At 67.1% G+C, this 15,815-nt stretch carries 12 protein-coding genes and 7 tRNA genes; 16 read left to right on the top strand and 3 right to left on the bottom strand.

From position 1 onward, the window contains the following. The first annotated feature begins 103 nt into the window (after nt 1–103). Complete coding sequence (locus V8246_RS01255) at nt 104–1,411, top strand: Na+/H+ antiporter NhaC family protein (protein ID WP_336187566.1); 1,308 nt, start codon at nt 104–106, stop codon at nt 1,409–1,411. 70 nt (nt 1,412–1,481) lie between these two features. Here the strand turns inward: V8246_RS01255 and V8246_RS01250 are convergent, their stop codons facing one another. After that, entirely contained in the window at nt 1,482–2,258 is a 777-nt protein-coding gene (locus V8246_RS01250) for a Bax inhibitor-1/YccA family protein (RefSeq protein WP_336187565.1), read from the bottom strand. Nucleotides 2,259–2,406: 148 nt separating this feature from the next. Between V8246_RS01250 and V8246_RS01245 the strand changes: the two genes are divergently transcribed. The 13 genes from V8246_RS01245 (at nt 2,407) to V8246_RS01185 (ending at nt 12,591) form a co-directional block, all read left to right on the top strand. Beyond that, nucleotides 2,407–2,483, top strand: a tRNA-Pro gene (locus tag V8246_RS01245). Between the two features lie 58 nt (nt 2,484–2,541). Beyond that, a tRNA-Arg gene (locus V8246_RS01240) sits at nt 2,542–2,618 on the top strand. 35 nt (nt 2,619–2,653) lie between these two features. Continuing rightward, a tRNA-His gene (locus V8246_RS01235) sits at nt 2,654–2,730 on the top strand. A gap of 75 nt (nt 2,731–2,805) precedes the next feature. After that, nucleotides 2,806–2,881 (top strand) — tRNA-Lys (locus tag V8246_RS01230). A 270-nt stretch (nt 2,882–3,151) separates the two neighbouring features. Continuing rightward, nucleotides 3,152–3,237: transfer RNA gene (locus V8246_RS01225), tRNA-Leu, on the top strand. Between the two features lie 402 nt (nt 3,238–3,639). Then, entirely contained in the window at nt 3,640–4,932 is a 1,293-nt protein-coding gene (tig, locus tag V8246_RS01220) for a trigger factor (protein WP_336187564.1), read from the top strand. 75 nt (nt 4,933–5,007) lie between these two features. Beyond that, nucleotides 5,008–5,634: an ATP-dependent Clp endopeptidase proteolytic subunit ClpP gene (gene clpP / locus V8246_RS01215; RefSeq protein ID WP_162111267.1), complete on the top strand. Its 627-nt coding sequence runs from the start codon at nt 5,008–5,010 to the stop codon at nt 5,632–5,634. A 127-nt stretch (nt 5,635–5,761) separates the two neighbouring features. Further along, nucleotides 5,762–7,045, top strand: coding sequence for an ATP-dependent Clp protease ATP-binding subunit ClpX (gene clpX, locus V8246_RS01210; protein ID WP_162111268.1), 1,284 nt, complete (start codon nt 5,762–5,764; stop codon nt 7,043–7,045). Nucleotides 7,046–7,228: 183 nt separating this feature from the next. After that, the gene (gene lon / locus V8246_RS01205) at nt 7,229–9,691 is read left to right on the top strand and encodes an endopeptidase La (RefSeq protein ID WP_336187563.1); all 2,463 of its coding nucleotides are present in this window, start codon (nt 7,229–7,231) and stop codon (nt 9,689–9,691) included. Nucleotides 9,692–9,881: 190 nt separating this feature from the next. Next, entirely contained in the window at nt 9,882–10,178 is a 297-nt protein-coding gene (locus V8246_RS01200; protein ID WP_284449436.1) for an HU family DNA-binding protein, read from the top strand. A gap of 34 nt (nt 10,179–10,212) precedes the next feature. Continuing rightward, nucleotides 10,213–10,287 (top strand) — tRNA-Val (locus V8246_RS01195). A gap of 83 nt (nt 10,288–10,370) precedes the next feature. Then, nucleotides 10,371–10,447, top strand: a tRNA-Asp gene (locus V8246_RS01190). Between the two features lie 167 nt (nt 10,448–10,614). Beyond that, nucleotides 10,615–12,591 (top strand): SurA N-terminal domain-containing protein, encoded by a 1,977-nt coding sequence (locus V8246_RS01185; RefSeq protein ID WP_336187562.1) that lies wholly within the window; start codon nt 10,615–10,617, stop codon nt 12,589–12,591. Between the two features lie 78 nt (nt 12,592–12,669). Here the strand turns inward: V8246_RS01185 and V8246_RS01180 are convergent, their stop codons facing one another. After that, nucleotides 12,670–13,842, bottom strand: coding sequence for a transglycosylase SLT domain-containing protein (locus V8246_RS01180; RefSeq protein WP_336187561.1), 1,173 nt, complete (start codon nt 13,840–13,842; stop codon nt 12,670–12,672). Further along, nucleotides 13,839–14,618 carry a hydroxyacylglutathione hydrolase gene (gloB, locus tag V8246_RS01175; RefSeq protein WP_336187560.1) on the bottom strand — a complete coding sequence of 260 codons (780 nt, stop codon included), beginning with the start codon at nt 14,616–14,618 and terminating at the stop codon, nt 13,839–13,841. The genes V8246_RS01180 and gloB overlap by 4 nt, the downstream gene beginning before the upstream one ends. Before the next feature lie 244 nt (nt 14,619–14,862). Here gloB and V8246_RS01170 point away from each other — a divergent pair, with 244 nt between their 5' ends. Further along, on the top strand, nt 14,863–15,339 hold the full coding sequence (locus V8246_RS01170) for a methyltransferase domain-containing protein (protein WP_336187559.1): 477 nt from the start codon (nt 14,863–14,865) through the stop codon (nt 15,337–15,339). Between the two features lie 19 nt (nt 15,340–15,358). After that, nucleotides 15,359–15,808, top strand: a complete 450-nt coding sequence (rnhA, locus tag V8246_RS01165; protein WP_185895713.1) for a ribonuclease HI — start codon at nt 15,359–15,361, stop codon at nt 15,806–15,808. Nucleotides 15,809–15,815: the final 7 nt, after the last annotated feature.

Raw genomic sequence — 15,815 nt, 5'->3', positions numbered from 1 at the left:
GGACGCTCAGCGTCCCGTTTTTGTTGGCGTGTGTCCCATCCATGGGCTTTGACGCTAGGCTGGGGGCACGCACAATCCGCGGCCCCACGCAGAAGGCCCTGCCATGTCCGTCCGTCCCAGTGCGCTTGCGCTGACTCCGCTGCTGCTGTTCCTGGCGCTGTTCTTCGGTGCGGGGCTGTACTACACGGCGCAGGGCGAGGCGATGGGCTTCTACCAGCTGCGGGCGCCGGTGGCGATCCTGCCGGCCCTGGCGCTGGGCATCTGGCTGGCGCGCAGGCGCAGCGTTCCCGCCCAGCAGACCCTGCTGCAGGGCATGGGTGACGGCAACGTCATGCTGATGTGCCTGATCTTCCTGCTCGCGGGGGCGTTCGCCACGGTGTCCAAGGCCATCGGAGCCGTCGATGCGGTGGTCGCATTGGGCCTGGGGGCATTGCCGGCTGGCCTGATCCTGCCGGGCCTGTTCCTGGTGGCTGCGTTCGTGTCGCTGTCCATCGGCACGTCCATGGGGACGCTGGCGGCGGTGGTGCCGATCGCGCTGGGAGTGGCCGATGCCGCCGGCCTGGACCGCGTGCTGGTGACGTCCGCCGTGCTGGGCGGCGCCATGTTCGGCGACAACCTGTCGATCATCTCCGACACCACCATCGCGGCCACCCGCAGCCAGGGCGCCGAGATGCGCGACAAGTTCCGCGAGAACTTCCGGATCGCGCTGCCCGCGGCCATCGCCACGGTCATCCTGCTCGCCACCCTGGGCGATGCCGCGCCAGTGGAAGCGCCCAATGCCGCCTCGCCCTGGCTGGTACTGCCCTACGTGGTGGTGCTCGGCCTGGCGCTGGCTGGCCTGGACGTGGTGCTGGTGCTGGGGATCGGCCTGGTCGTTTCCGGCGTGTTCGGCTTCGTGCTGGCGCAGGAGTACGACGTGGTTTCGTTCGCCGGCGACATCTACGTGGGGTTCGAGAGCATGGTGGAGATCACGCTGCTGTCGATCCTCATCGGCGGCCTGGCGGCGCTGATCAAGGCGACCGGTGGCCTGGCATGGCTCGCGCAGGTCATCGCGAAGTTCGCGCGAGGTCATACCGGACGGCGCGCGGGCGAGATCAGCATCGCGGCGCTGGCCGCGGGTTCGGATGCGCTCACCGCCAACAATACGGTCGCCATCCTGGTGAGCGGCAGCCTGGCGAAGGACATCGCGCAGCGCCACGGCATCAGCCCACGGCGCGCAGCCAGCGTGCTCGACATCTTCGCGTGCGTGGTGCAGGGCGTACTGCCGTACGGCGCGCAGATCCTGCTGGCGGCATCGCTGGCGGCAGTGTCGCCGCTGGCACTGGCGGGCAGCGTGTACTACTGCTGGCTGCTGGCGCTGTCCGCCATCGGATTCATGCTGTGGCCCCGCCGCGCGGCCGCACCACACTAGCGCCAGCCGATGGCCGAAATGGAACGGGGCGCCATGGGCGCCCCGTCCTGTTTCAGTAACCCGCGCGCGCTCAGTCGCGCGATTGCAGCTTGGCCAGCAGGCGCAGAAATTCGATGTACAGCCACACCAGCGTGACCATCAGGCCGAACGCGCCGTACCATTCCATGTACTTCGGCGCACCGGCTTCCACGCCGGACTCGATGAAGTCGAAATCCAGCACCAGGTTCAGCGCCGCGATCACCACCACGAACAGGCTGAAGCCAATGCCGACCAGGCCGGATTCGTGGATCAGCGGGATGTCCTTGCCGAACAGGCGCAGGCCCATCGACACCAGGTAGACCAGGGCGATGCCACCGGTCGCCGCCACCACGCCCAGCTTGAAGTTTTCGGTGGCACGGATCAGGCCGCTGCGGTAGGCCGCCAGCAGGGCGCCCAGCGTACCGAAAGTCAGCACCACGGCCTGGAACACGATGCCGGGGTACTTGAGTTCGAACACGGCCGAGATCGCGCCCAGGAAGAAGCCTTCTACCAGTGCGTACAGCGGCGCGGTGACGGGCGACCAGGTCTTCTTGAACACCGTGACCAGGGCGAGGATGAAGCCGCCGATGGCGCCGCCCAACGCGTAGATCGTGACGCCCGGTGCCACCATGGCCGTGCCGTCCGGGCCGGTGACGACCGATTGCGTCCAGGCGAACGCGGCCGTCAGCACCGACAGCAGCAACAGGATGCCGGTCTTGTTGACGGTGCCGTTCAGCGTCATCGCCCCGGCGTCGCGCGAGACGACGGTGCCGCTGCCCAGGTCGAGGAAAGTCGATTCCTTCAGTGCCGGATTGCCGCTGCGTATCATGGTGCCCTCATCTGTTTGCCGGACGTCTGTCCCCAGTGGATGAGCATAGCGTACGCGGTGGTCGCTCACGTTTCGTTTGACAGGCGGGCCGCAGGTTCCGACAATGTGCGACCTCGTTGGCGTCCAGACGCCACGCCGGGACCCTCGTCGGGGTATAGCGCAGTCTGGTAGCGCATCTGCTTTGGGAGCAGAGGGTCGGGGGTTCGAATCCCTCTACCCCGACCAGTCTGATGTACTGCCCGGGTGTGTGTCGGCAGGGCGGGGATGCGACAATCCGGTCCGGGCGCCCGTAGCTCAACCGGATAGAGCACCGGCCTTCTAAGCCGGCGGTTACAGGTTCGAGTCCTGTCGGGCGCGCCACTTCCGGCGCAACCGGGAGGAAGCAGGTTTCAGTGGTGGCTGTAGCTCAGTTGGTTAGAGTACTGGATTGTGATTCCAGATGTCGGGGGTTCGAGTCCCCTCAGCCACCCCACTGAATCCAGGATCTCCGTGCCGCGGGGGTTCACAGCAAAAAGCGATGCGGTTACACTACGCGTCTGATGTTTCGGGGCCGTTAGCTCAGTTGGTAGAGCAGTTGACTCTTAATCAATAGGTCCAAGGTTCGAATCCTTGACGGCCCACCAATCCCGAAAACGCCCGGCCCCCGCCGGGCGTTTTTCTTTTTTTTCGGAACTCAGGCGTCCTGGCGCGCTGCGGTGCGTTCGCGGGTCATGGTGGCTTGGGTATACGGTGGCGCGGTTCGAATCCTTGACGGCCCACCAATCCCGAAAACGCCCGGCCCCCGCCGGGCGTTTTTCTTTTCTATCGAACTCAGGCGTCCTGGCGCGCCGCGGCGCGTTCCAAGGGCGCGCTGTCCGAGGGCAGGTCGAGGCGCGGTACAATCTCCGGGCCCTGCGAAAGTGGCGGAATTGGTAGACGCACTGGATTTAGGTTCCAGCGGGTAACCCCCGTGAGGGTTCGAGTCCCTCCTTTCGCACCACGCCCCGCGAACGCCGGATGGCATGGTCATGATGCGCATTGGCGACGCCCGGCGGGTGATCGCGGGCCATGCGTGCCGCCTTGGGAGGGTGGGACGCGGCGAGCCTGAGCGGCGCTCGACCGCTCATGGACCGTTTCGATGTCCGCAAAGGGTAGGGAGCTCCTGCGTTGCGGTCCCGGCCGTTCTCGGGCGGGCGTTGCGTCCGGTGGAGGCCTCCCCTGCGGCAAGGTCGGCAGCCCGTGCCCGGGCTGGGAGGACCGCCCAATGCCTTCCTGCTGGCAGCCCGCCGCGGAATCGGCGAAACTAGCAAGTTCCGTCGGGAGGGGCGCTGCGCCCTGGTCCCGGACGTCCCGGATTATCAACAGTGCCCCGGCCATGCCGTGGCCGCAGGAGTCAGTGAGTATGCAAGTTTCGGTCGAATCGGTCGGCAACCTCGAGCGCCGCATGAGCTTCAGCCTGCCGGCTGAGCGCCTGGACACCCACATCGGCGGCCGCCTGCGCGAACTGTCGCGCACCGCGCGCATCAAGGGATTCCGTCCCGGCAAGGTGCCGGCCAAGGTCATCGAGCAGCGCTATGGCGACCAGGTGCGCGCCGAGGCCCTGGACGGCCTGCTGCGCGAGACCTTCAACAATGCCGTGCGCGAGCAGGACCTGCAGCTGGCCGGCAATCCGCGCATCGAGAAGCGGGGTGAAGGCGAACTGGATTTCGTGGCCACGTTCGAAGTGGTGCCGGACTTCGGCGACATCGATGTCGCCAAGCTCAATGTGGTCCGCCACACCGCGGAAGTGACCGACGCGGACATCGACCAGATGGTCGACAACCTGCGCATGCAGCGCCGCACCTTCCAGGTGGTCGAGCGCGGCGCCCAGGTGGGCGATCGCGTGGCGCTGGAGACCTGGTCGCAGGCGGGCGAGGAGCGCATGCCGGCCGAGGGCATCGAGAAGGGGGCCACCCTGATCGGTTCGGGCGTGATGTTCGGCGAGATCGAGCAGGCCCTGGTGGGCCTGGCCAAGGGTGACGAGAAGACCGTGTCGGTGACGTTCCCGGCCGACTGGCGCGTGCCGCAGCTGGCGGGCAGGCAGGTCGACGTGCACGTGAAGGTCACCGAGGTGGCCGAGTCGGTGGTGCCCGAGGTCGACCGCGACTTCATCCGCAGCTTCGGCGTGAAGAGCGGCGATGCCGAGCAGTTCCGCGCCGATATCCGCAGCAACCTGGAGCGCGAACTGAAGGGTGCGCTGATGACCCGCCTGCGCCGCGAAGTGGGCGAGCAGCTGATCGCCGCCTACGCCCATGTCGAGATGCCGCCGCGCCTGGTCGAGAACGAGGCCCGCGTGATGGTCCAGCAGGCGGCCGAGCAGGCCCGCCGTCAGGGCCAGCAGGTGCAGATCCCCGACAACGCCCACGAAGGCTTCATGGACGCGGCCCGCAAGCGCGTCCTGGTGGGCCTGCTGGTGGGCGAGGTGGCCCGCCGCAACCAGCTGCGCCTGGACCCCAAGCGCCTGAACGAGACCCTGCGCCTGATCGCCTCGACCTACGAAGAGCCCGAGCAGGTCATTGAGTTGTACCGCAACGACCCCCAGTTGATGAACAGTCTGCAGGGCCGCGTGATGGAAGAGCAGGTGATCGACTGGATCGCCGAGCGCGCCCAGCACACCGAGCAGACGCTTTCCTTCCAGGAAGCCATCCGCAACTGAGCCGGGCGCCCGCCCGGGCAGAAGGTCCGGCTATCCTAGGCCGGACCTTTTCACGAACGACAGGCGCGAGAACCGATGAGTATTGAAACCAAAGCCCTCAACCTGGTGCCGATGGTGGTCGAGCAGACCAGCCGCGGCGAGCGCGCCTACGACATCTATTCCCGCCTGCTGAAGGAACGCGTGATCTTCCTGGTCGGCGGCGTGGACGACCACGTGGCCAATGTCATCGTGGCGCAGATGCTGTTCCTGGAGGCGGAGAACCCTGAGAAGGACATCAGCCTGTACATCAACTCGCCCGGGGGCGTGGTGACGGCGGGCATGGCCATCTACGACACCATGCAGTACATCAAGCCGGACGTCAGCACGATCTGCGTCGGCCAGGCGGCCAGCATGGGCGCGCTGCTGCTGGCAGCGGGCGCCAAGGGCAAGCGTTATGCCCTGCCGAATTCGCGCGTGATGATCCATCAGCCGCTGGGTGGCTTCCAGGGCCAGGCCACGGACATCGACATCCACGCCCGCGAGATCCTCACGCTGCGCGCCAAGCTGAACGCCATCCTGTCCCACCACACCGGGCAGTCGCTGGAAACCATCGAGCGCGATACCGAGCGCGACAACTTCAAGAGTGCGGCCGATTCGCAGGCGTATGGCCTGGTCGACCAGGTGCTCGAACGGCGCCCGGACGAGTCGATCCAGCCGGCCTGATCGCCTGAATTGACCGGCTTTCCGGCTCCAATCCCCCTGTTCACGGACCCGGCTGACAGGCCGGGGCCGTGTGCTATTCTCCGACCGAAAGCCCCCAGGGCAGGTTGAGCGACCGAGTAATACCAGCATGAGCGAAGATCGTCAGGGCCGTACCGGCGACAGCACCAAAATCCTGTACTGCTCGTTCTGCGGCAAGAGCCAGCACGAAGTCCGCAAGCTCATTGCGGGCCCCAGCGTGTTCATCTGCGATGAATGCGTCGAGCTGTGCAACGACATCATCCGCGAAGAGCTGGAAGAGAAGGCCCAGTCGGCCCGCAGCCACCTGCCCAAGCCGCGCGAGATCCTCGAGGTCCTGGACCAGTACGTGATCGGCCAGAACCGCGCTAAGCGCACGCTGGCGGTCGCGGTCTACAACCACTACAAGCGTATCGAGAGCCGCAGCAAGAACGACGAGGTCGAGCTGGCCAAGTCCAACATCCTGCTGGCCGGCCCCACCGGCTCCGGCAAGACGCTGCTGGCGGAGACGCTGGCGCGCCTGCTCAACGTGCCGTTCACCATCGCCGACGCCACCACGCTGACCGAAGCCGGTTACGTGGGCGAGGACGTGGAGAACATCATCCAGAAGCTGTTGCAGAAGTGCGACTACGACGTCGACAAGGCGCAGCAGGGCATCGTCTACATCGACGAGATCGACAAGATTTCGCGCAAGAGCGAGAACCCCTCGATCACCCGCGACGTGTCCGGCGAAGGCGTCCAGCAGGCCCTGCTGAAGCTGATCGAAGGCACCGTGGCCAGCGTGCCCCCGCAGGGCGGGCGCAAGCATCCGCAGCAGGAATTCCTGCAGGTGGACACCAAGAACATCCTGTTCATCTGCGGTGGCGCGTTCGCCGGCCTGGACAAGATCATCCAGCAGCGCAGCACCGAGGCCAGCGGCATCGGCTTCGGCGCCAAGGTGAAGAGCGCCGAGCGCAAGACCGAGACCGGCAAGCTGCTGACCGATGTCGAGCCGGAAGACCTGATCAAGTTCGGCCTGATCCCCGAGTTCGTCGGCCGCCTGCCGGTGGTCGCCACGCTGGAGGAACTGGACGAGGCGGCCCTGGTGAAGATCCTCACCGAGCCCAAGAACGCCATCACCAAGCAGTTCAAGAAGCTGTTCGAGATGGAAGGCGTGGAGCTGGAGTTCCGACCGGATGCGCTGTCGGCGATCGCCCGCAAGGCGTTGAAGCGCAAGACCGGCGCGCGCGGACTGCGCACCATCGTCGAGTCCGTCCTGCTGGATACCATGTACGAACTGCCGTCGCTGGAGAATGTGAGCAAGGTGGTGGTGGACGAGTCGGTGATCGAGCACAAGTCCGAGCCGTACCTGATCTACCAGAACCCGCCGGCCCCGAAGGTGGCGGCGGCCGAGTGACCGGCCCCGCAGGCGGTTCTCCGACAGGCGCCCTCGTGGCGCCTGTTCATTTTCCGGGGCGCGTGCAACAGCCTGGTTTTGCTGCGGTTTCCATCGCGCTATTGCATCCCCGTGCCGATGGCCCCATAACGGCCCCATCGGCGCCACGACGCCCCCTGATTCCGCACTCTGCTGGAGCCCCCCATGCCCCGCCGTTCCCAGACTGAAATCCTCGACCTGCCGGTCCTGCCTCTACGCGACGTGGTGGTGTTCCCGCACATGGTCATCCCGCTGTTCGTCGGCCGGGACAAATCCATGCGTGCGCTCGAACAGGCGATGGAAGCCGACAAGCGCATCATCCTGCTGGCACAGAAGTCCGCCGAGACCGACGACCCGGCCGCCGCCGATCTGTACACGGTCGGCACGCTGGCGCAGGTGCTGCAACTGCTCAAACTGCCCGATGGCACCATCAAGGTGCTGGTGGAGGGCACGGCACGCATCGGCGTGTCCAACGTGGTGGAACGCGACGGTTCGTTGTACGGACAGGGCGAGGAGATCGATTCCACCGACGCCCGTGAGCCACGAGAAATCGAAGCGGTGGCGCGCTCACTGATGGGCCTGTTCGAACAGTACGTGAAGACCAACCGCAAGCTGCCGCCGGAACTGCTGCAGACGCTGGCCGGCATCGACGAACCCAGCCGCCTGGCCGACACCATCGCCGCGCATCTCGGCGTGCGTCTGAGCGACAAGCAGCGCCTGCTGGAGACCATCGAGGTCGGCGAACGGCTGGAACTGCTGGTCGGCTTCGTCGACGGCGAGATCGACGTGCAGCAGCTGGAGAAGCGCATCCGCGGCCGCGTGAAGTCGCAGATGGAGAAGAGCCAGCGCGAGTACTATCTCAACGAGCAGATGAAGGCCATCCAGAAGGAGCTGGGCGAGCTGGACGAGGCGCCCAACGAACTGGAGGAGCTCGCGCGCAAGATCGCCGCCGCCGGCATGCCCAAGCCCGTGGAGACGAAGGCGCGCAACGAACTGAACAAGCTCAAGCAGATGTCGCCCATGTCGGCCGAGGCGGCCGTGGTGCGCAACTACCTGGACTGGCTGCTGGGCGTGCCGTGGAACAAGCGCACCAAGGTGCGCAAGGACCTCAAGGTCGCCCAGGACACGCTGGATGCCGACCATTACGGGCTGGACAAGGTCAAGGAGCGCATCCTCGAGTACCTCGCGGTGCAGTCGCGGGTGAAGAAGCTGCGCGGTCCCATCCTGTGCCTGGTCGGTCCGCCGGGCGTGGGCAAGACCTCGCTGGGGCAGAGCATCGCCAAGGCGACCAACCGCAAGTTCGTGCGCATGTCGCTGGGCGGTGTGCGCGACGAGGCGGAGATCCGCGGCCATCGTCGTACCTATGTGGGTTCGATGCCGGGCCGCATCGTGCAGAACCTCAACAAGACCGGCAGCAAGAACCCGCTGTTCGTGCTGGACGAGATCGACAAGATGTCGATGGACTTCCGCGGCGATCCCTCGTCGGCATTGCTGGAAGTGCTGGACCCCGAGCAGAACAGCGCCTTCAACGACCATTACCTGGAAGTGGACCTGGACCTGTCCGAAGTGATGTTCGTGGCCACCTCGAACTCGTTGAACATTCCGGGTCCGCTGCTGGACCGCATGGAGGTCATCCGCATTCCCGGGTACACCGAGGACGAGAAGGTCAACATCGCGCAACGCTACCTGGTGCCCAAGCAGCTGAAGGCCAACGGCCTGAAGGCGGACGAACTCAAGATTGCCGAGAACGCGATCCGCGACCTGGTCCGCTATTACACGCGCGAATCCGGCGTGCGCAACCTCGAACGCGAAGTCGCCAAGATCTGCCGCAAGGTGGTGAAGGAGATCGCACTGGGCGGCGCAAAGGCGCTCGCCAGGAAGAGGGCCGCCAAGGCCGCCGCGATGCAGGTCACCTCCAAGAACCTGGAGAAGTACGCCGGCGTGCGCCGCTACGACTTCGGGCGTGCCGAGGAGCAGAACGAGGTCGGCCTGGTCACCGGGCTGGCGTGGACCGAGGTCGGCGGCGACCTGCTGCAGATCGAGGTGGCGCTGGTGCCCGGCAAGGGCGGCATGCTGCTGACCGGACAGTTGGGCGACGTGATGAAGGAGTCCGGCTCGGCCGCCCTGTCGGTGGTGCGCGCCCGCGCTACCAGCCTGGGCGTCGACGCCGAATTCCTGCAGAAGCACGACGTGCACCTGCACGTGCCCGACGGTGCCACGCCGAAGGACGGCCCGAGCGCCGGCATCGCCATGGCCACCGCGCTGGTGTCGGCGCTGACGAAGAATCCGGTCCGCGCCGACGTCGCCATGACCGGCGAGATCACGCTGCGGGGGCGCGTCACCGCCATCGGCGGCCTGAAGGAGAAGCTGCTGGCCGCGCTGCGCGGCGGCATCACCACCGTGATCATTCCGGACGAGAACAAGAAGGATCTGGCCGACATCCCCGCCAACGTCACCGAAGGGCTGAAGATCGTACCGGTGAAGTGGATCGACGAAGTGCTGGACCTGGCGCTCGAGCGCCCCTTGGCACCGGTGCCGGCCGATGGCGGTGGCGGTGGACAGCGCGCCGTGCCGACCACCGAAAAGGAGGGCGACAAGGTGACGCAGCCGCTTGGCGTAAAACATTGACGAAGGAATGGATCGACCCTGCAATCGCCCGGAAACCCGCGTCATTGCTGGGTTTTCGGGTTGCGTGGCATTTTTCGCACTGGTATAACGAGTCACCTGCGCGCGCGGGGTGAGGCCTTGTTGCGCGCGGAGACAAACGGTCGGACCGCAAGGCAACCCTTGCCCCAGGTGCCGGCTACTCATTCCGCGGGTGTACCGCAAAGGGAGTTACTCAATGAACAAAACCGAATTGATCGATGCCGTCGCCGACGAAGCCGAAGTGTCCAAGGCCGAAGCCGGCCGTGCCGTCGACGCCGTCATCTCCAGCATCACGAAGGCCCTGAAGAAGGGCGACAGCGTGACGCTGGTCGGCTTCGGCACCTTCCAGGTCCGCAAGCGCGCTGCACGTACCGGCCGCAATCCGAAGACCGGCGACACGATCAAGATCAAGGCGTCCAAGAACCCTGCATTCAAGGCTGGCAAAGCCCTGAAGGATGCCGTAAACTAATCGACTCGCTGCCGATGGCAGGGTGCTTGCACCCGGGTGCTTAGCTCAGCGGTAGAGCGTCTCCCTTACACGGAGAGGGTCGGGGGTTCGAAACCCTCAGCACCCACCACATCGGGGCGATGCAATATAAAAAAATTGTCGGATGGGCTGGCGCAAAGCGCTCGAATCGTCTTACAATGTTCGTCTCAACGCGGAGTGGTAGTTCAGTCGGTTAGAATGCTGGCCTGTCACGCCGGAGGTCGCGGGTTCGAGTCCCGTCCACTCCGCCACTTGATCCCAAAAAGCCCGCGAAAGCGGGCTTTTTGCTGTCCGTCTGTTCGTAGGCCGGGGATGCTCCATGTCCGCTCGCGTATGGACCGTGCCCGCCGGCCCGCGAGACGCCGCCGCCCCGGCACGCTAAACTGCGCGGCTGAAAGAATCCGGGTCCCGTGCTCACATGCTGCAGAAACTCCGCGACAAAACTTCCGGCTGGATCGCCAGCCTGATCCTGGGTCTGCTGATCATTCCGTTCGCCTTCGTCGGCGTGAACGAATACATGACCGGCGGCACAGCCAGCGACGTGGCCCTGGTCGAGGCGCCGCCCACCTGGTGGGAGTCCGCCCCGCAGTGGTGGCCGGTGTCCACGCTGTGGCAACGCGAGGAAGTCACGCAGGACGAGTTCCGCACGGCATTCGAGCAGGCGCGGCAGCAGCAGCGCCAGGCGCTGGGCGATGCGTTCGATCCGCGCGAGTTCGAGAGCGCCGACAACAAGCGCAAGGTGCTGGAACAGCTGATCGACCAGAAGGTGCTGGCACTGGGTGCGAAGCGGGCGGGCATCGTCGTGGGCGATGCGGCCGTGCAGAAGATGATCATGAGCGAACCGGCCTTCCAGGTGAACGGCAAGTTCAGCCCCGAGCAGTACCAGATGCTGCTGTCCTCGCAGGTGCCGGCGATCTCGCCGCTGCAGTTCCAGGAGCAGCAGCGCGACCGCCTGCGCATGATGCTGGTGCCACAGGCCATCAGTGAGTCGGACTTCGTCACCGAGGGCGAACAGGCGCGCATGTGGAAGGTGCTGGGCGAGACGCGCGACATCGGCATCGCCCTGCTGCCGCCGGTCGCCGAAGACGCCGCGCCGGTCACCGATGCCCAGATCAAGGCCTGGTACGACGGCCACAAGGACGACTTCAAGCAGGCCGAGCAGGTGTCGCTGGAGTACCTGGAGATCAATGGCGCCACGTTGCCGGTCGCCGCGACGGCCGACGAGGCCGCACTGCGCAAGCGCTACGAGGCCGAGAAGTCGCGCTTCGTTTCGCCGGAACAGCGCGTGGTGGCCCACATCCTGATCGCCGCCGATGCAGGTGCCGATGCCGCCACGCTGAAGAAGGCGGAGGACAAGGCGGCGGCGCTGGCCAAGCAGGCGCGTGAAGGCGCCGACTTCGCCGCGCTGGCGCGTGCCAACTCCGACGATCCGGGCTCCAAGGAGCAGGGCGGCGAGCTGCCGCCGTTCGCGAAGGACGGGTCGATGGTCAAGCCGTTCGAGGAGGCCGCCTTTGCCATGCAGGTGGGCGAGATCCGTGGGCCGGTGAAGAGCGATTTCGGCTACCACGTCCTGCAGCTGAAGCAGGTCACCGGCGGTACCGGCCGCAGTTTCGAGGAAGTGCGCGACGAACTGGCGGCAGAAGAGGCCAATGCCGAGCGCGAGCGCGCGTTCAACGATCTTGCGGGTCGCGTGGTCAACGAAACGCTGAAGAATCCGACCGCGCTGGCGCCGGCCGCCCAGGCCACCGGCCTGCCGCTGCAGAAGGTCGGTCCGTTCTCGCGCAACGAGCCACAGGGCATCGCGACCGTACCGGCGGTGCTGCGTGCCGCCTTCTCCGATACGCTGGTGCAGGACGGCACCATCAGCGATCCGATCGAGATCGCTCCCAACCACAGCGTGGTCATCCGCGTGACCCAGCACACGCCGGAACAGGCGCTGCCGTTGGACAAGGCGCGCGATGCGGTGGTGCTGGCCATCCGCGCGGACCGGCGCGAGAAGGCGGCCCAGGCCGCGGCGGACGCCCTGGTCGCACGCCTGCAGAAGGGCGAGTCGCTGGCGACCATCGCCGCCGCCGAAGGCCTGCGCTACAACGCATTGCCGGGGCTGCGTCGTGGCATGCCCATGCCGACCGCTGAAGCCAACGAAGCGATCTTTGCTGCCGGGCGCCCCGTGCAGGGCAAGATCACCGCCGGCAAGGTCGCGCTGGGCAACGGCGCCTACGCCGTGTTCACCGTCGACAAGGTGACCGAGGGTGATATCGCGCAGATGCCGGCCGAAGAGCGCGAGGGCATGCGCCAGCAAATGACCCAGCTCAACGGCGGCATCGCGACGCAGGCCTACGTTGACGCGTTGCGCAAGCGTTTCAAGGTCAAAGTGTTCGAAGAGCGCCTCTGAGCCGCCGCCTTTGCGTTCTACCGGAATCCCGCCGCAAGGCGGGATTCTCGTATCTGCCGCGGAAATGCCGAGGGGGGCTCAACCGCCCGCGTCGTCCAGCTTGAGCACCATGCCCGGGCGAAGGACGGCATCGGTCTTCAGGCCATTGAGTCGCAGCAGCCGTGCCGTCGCGATGCCGTAGCGGCGGCCGATGCTCCAGGCGGATTCGCCGCGCTGGACGGTGTGCGTGCGCGCCGTGGCGGCGGCCGGAGGGGCGGGCGCGAGGGCGGCATCGATCGTCGGGATGCCCCCTTGCGGGGCCGGCTCCGTGCCGGTGCCCGTCGGCGCAAGCAGGCGCAGCGGCTTGCTGCCGCGGGTGAAACGGCCTGCCAGCGCCGGATTGAGCCGTGCGAGCAGTGCGGCGGACTGTTGCCGTTCGCGGGCCCAGGACGCGAGGGTCGCATCACCGGGCAGTTCGTGCGCCGCCAGCCGTGGCACCGGACGATCGAGCTGTCTGAGCCACGCGTCGCGGTCGTCGGCCTGCTGGAAAATGCAGGCGAGCGCATGCAGCTTCTCCACGTACGCGTAGGTGACGCCGGACAGTCCTGGCAGTTCCGCCGGCCGCGCATTGCGCGCATTCATGCCGGCACGGCGCATGGACTGCAGCACGCGGTACTCGCCTGCGTTGTAGGCCATGACGGCCAGCCGCCAGTCGCCGCCGAACATGCCGTGCAACGTCTTCAGGTACCGCACTGCAGCTTGGGTGGAGTCCACCGGTGAGAGCCGTCCGTCATACCCTTCGCGCATCGGTACTCCATGATTGCGCGCGGTGATGGCGATGAACTGCCACAGGCCCGCCGGCCCACTGGGATTGCGCGCGCCCGGCTTGTAGCCGCTCTCCACGAACGGGATCAACGCGAACTCGGTGGGCAGCTGCGCTTCGCGCAGGGCATCCACCACGTAGCCGAACAGGGGCAGAAGGTCGTCCTCGGCCCGTGCCAGTTGTCCGGGAGCATGGCCGAAGTGCTTCTTCCAGCGGCCATTCGTCGCCTGGCTGTCGCATTCGGGATCGGCCAGGCCGTCGCGGAAGCGCTGGTAGATGTCCAGGCCGCTGCGTTGGTGGCTCGCGGGAAGGTCGGCGACATCGGGTGCGGCGGGCGAGGCCGGCGGGGGCGCCTCCGACGTGGCGGGGGGTTCCGCCAGCGTGGCGGGCGCCGACGTACCCCACATCGATGCCAGCAGGGCCAGGCGCAGCACGTGGCGGCGGTTCATGCGCGGAAATCGTTCTTCCACTGCCGCAGTGTGGCGAAGGTCTCCACCCGATCGACCGGTGCACGCCCCAGGTGATGGGTGACCGCAGTGATGAGGGCGTCCTCGTCCACGCGCAGGAAGGGATTGGTCGCCGTCTCGCTGGCCAGCGTCACGGGCAGGGTGGGGCGGCCGGTCTGGCGCATGGTGCGGGCGTCCTCGATGCGTCGGCGCAGGGCCGGATTGTGCGGGTCCACGGTGCCGGCGAAGGCGGCGTTGGACAGGGTGTACTCGTGACCGCAACAGACCAGAGACGCGGCCGGCAGGGTCGCCAGCCGGTCCAGCGAAGCGAGCATCTGCGCCGGCGTACCTTCGAACAGGCGGCCACAGCCGAGGCTGAACAAGGTGTCTCCGCAGAAGAGATGCGGGGCGGCGCCAGGGTGGCCTCCGTGGAAGGCGATATGGCTGCGTGTGTGCCCGGGCACGTCCAGTACGGACAGGCGCCAGTGTTTCACCTGCACCACATCGCCTTCGCCAACGCGGTCCGATGCCTCGGGGATGCGGTCGTCGCGCGGGGCGAATACCGGCAGCGTCGGCCAGCGCGCACGCAGGGCGCCGATGCCGCCTGCGTGGTCGGGGTGGTGGTGCGTCACCAGGACGGCGGCGGGCCACAGCCCGTTGCCGGTGGCGGCGAGCACGGGCGCGGCGTCGCCGGGATCGATCACCAACGCGTCGCCTTCGTCGTCGACCAGCGCCCAGATGTAGTTGTCCTCGAAGGCGGGCAGGGCGAGCAGGCGCATCGGGGGCGGACTCCGGACGGGACGGACGCCCGGGGGCGGCGTCCTCTACAATCCGAACATGCCTGCCTTCGCGTTTACCCGTCAACCCGATGCCCTGGCGTGGTTCGGGACGGGCCGCGGCGGGCCGGTGCTGGCCTCGGAACAGGCCCGGGTCAGCCAGGCGCTCACCAGCAGGACCCCGGGGCCATGGCTCTGGGTTTCGCCGGACGGCGTGGAGCCTGTGCCTGCCGGGGACATCCCCCGCATGCGTGGCCTGCGGCTGCATGCCCGGTCCGGTGCCCAGCGACTGACCGGACAGGTGCGTTGCGGCCTGCCGCTGCCGCTTCCCACCGAGGCGGTCGCCGTGATCGTGCTGCAGCACGTGCTGGATGCGGGCGACCCGCAGCCGCTGCTGCAGGAATGCGCGCGCGTCCTTGAGCCCGGCGGACGGCTGTGGCTGTTCGTGCTGAACCCCTGGAGCCCGTATCGACTGCGCTGGCGCGGCACCGGCCTGACCGCCCGGGCCTTGGGCCAGTGGCAGCTTCAGCTGGCCGCGGCGGGCCTCACGACGGCCGAACACGTCCTGCACTACGGCCCCGTCTGGCGGGGTGTCCCCGACGCCCCCGGCCACGGCCCTGCACCCCTGCGTGCGGCCCGCCTGCTCGGCGCGGAAAAGCGCGTGGCGGGCCTGATTCCCCCGGCCCCGGTGGCGCGTGCCTGGCGCGCCGCCCCGGCGGCCTGACTTTCTTCCACGAGGACACATGAAGCACGTCAGCATCCACACCGATGGCTCTTGCCTGGGGAATCCCGGCCCCGGCGGCTGGGCCGCACTCCTGCGGTACGGGGAGAAGGAGCGTGAGCTGGTCGGGGGCGAGGCGCAGACCACCAACAACCGCATGGAGCTGATGGCGGCCATCGCCGCGCTGGAAGTGCTGACGGAGGGCTGCCGGGTGACGTTGCACATCGATTCGCAGTACGTGCGCCAGGGCATCACCGAATGGATGCCGGGCTGGGTACGACGCGGCTGGAGGACGGCCGGCGGCGACCCGGTCAAGAACCGCGACCTGTGGGAGCGTCTGCATGCCGCCACCGGCCGGCACACGATCGAATGGAAGTGGGTCAAGGGCCACAACGGCGATCCGGACAACGAGCGCGTCGACGTGCTGGCGCGCAACGCGGCGGTGCGGTTCCGCAACGGGGCGGTGGCATGACGATAGC

Origin of the sequence: Pseudoxanthomonas sp. F11, assembly GCF_037046485.1 — a bacterium.
Classification (GTDB): Bacteria; Pseudomonadota; Gammaproteobacteria; order Xanthomonadales; family Xanthomonadaceae; genus Pseudoxanthomonas_A.
Note: the sequence above shows the minus strand (reverse complement) of the source record. Positions and strands in the feature narration are given on the sequence as shown.

Coding starts and splice junctions, on each gene's coding strand:
- V8246_RS01250 (WP_336187565.1), bottom strand. CDS start 2,258: ATGATACGCAGCGGCAATCCGGCACTGAAGGAATCGACTTTCCTCGAC.
- V8246_RS01170 (WP_336187559.1), top strand. CDS start 14,863: ATGCGTGGCCTGCGGCTGCATGCCCGGTCCGGTGCCCAGCGACTGACC.
- V8246_RS01185 (WP_336187562.1), top strand. CDS start 10,615: ATGCTGCAGAAACTCCGCGACAAAACTTCCGGCTGGATCGCCAGCCTG.
- tig (WP_336187564.1), top strand. CDS start 3,640: ATGCAAGTTTCGGTCGAATCGGTCGGCAACCTCGAGCGCCGCATGAGC.
- clpX (WP_162111268.1), top strand. CDS start 5,762: ATGAGCGAAGATCGTCAGGGCCGTACCGGCGACAGCACCAAAATCCTG.
- gloB (WP_336187560.1), bottom strand. CDS start 14,618: ATGCGCCTGCTCGCCCTGCCCGCCTTCGAGGACAACTACATCTGGGCG.
- rnhA (WP_185895713.1), top strand. CDS start 15,359: ATGAAGCACGTCAGCATCCACACCGATGGCTCTTGCCTGGGGAATCCC.
- clpP (WP_162111267.1), top strand. CDS start 5,008: ATGAGTATTGAAACCAAAGCCCTCAACCTGGTGCCGATGGTGGTCGAG.
- lon (WP_336187563.1), top strand. CDS start 7,229: ATGCCCCGCCGTTCCCAGACTGAAATCCTCGACCTGCCGGTCCTGCCT.
- V8246_RS01255 (WP_336187566.1), top strand. CDS start 104: ATGTCCGTCCGTCCCAGTGCGCTTGCGCTGACTCCGCTGCTGCTGTTC.
- V8246_RS01180 (WP_336187561.1), bottom strand. CDS start 13,842: ATGAACCGCCGCCACGTGCTGCGCCTGGCCCTGCTGGCATCGATGTGG.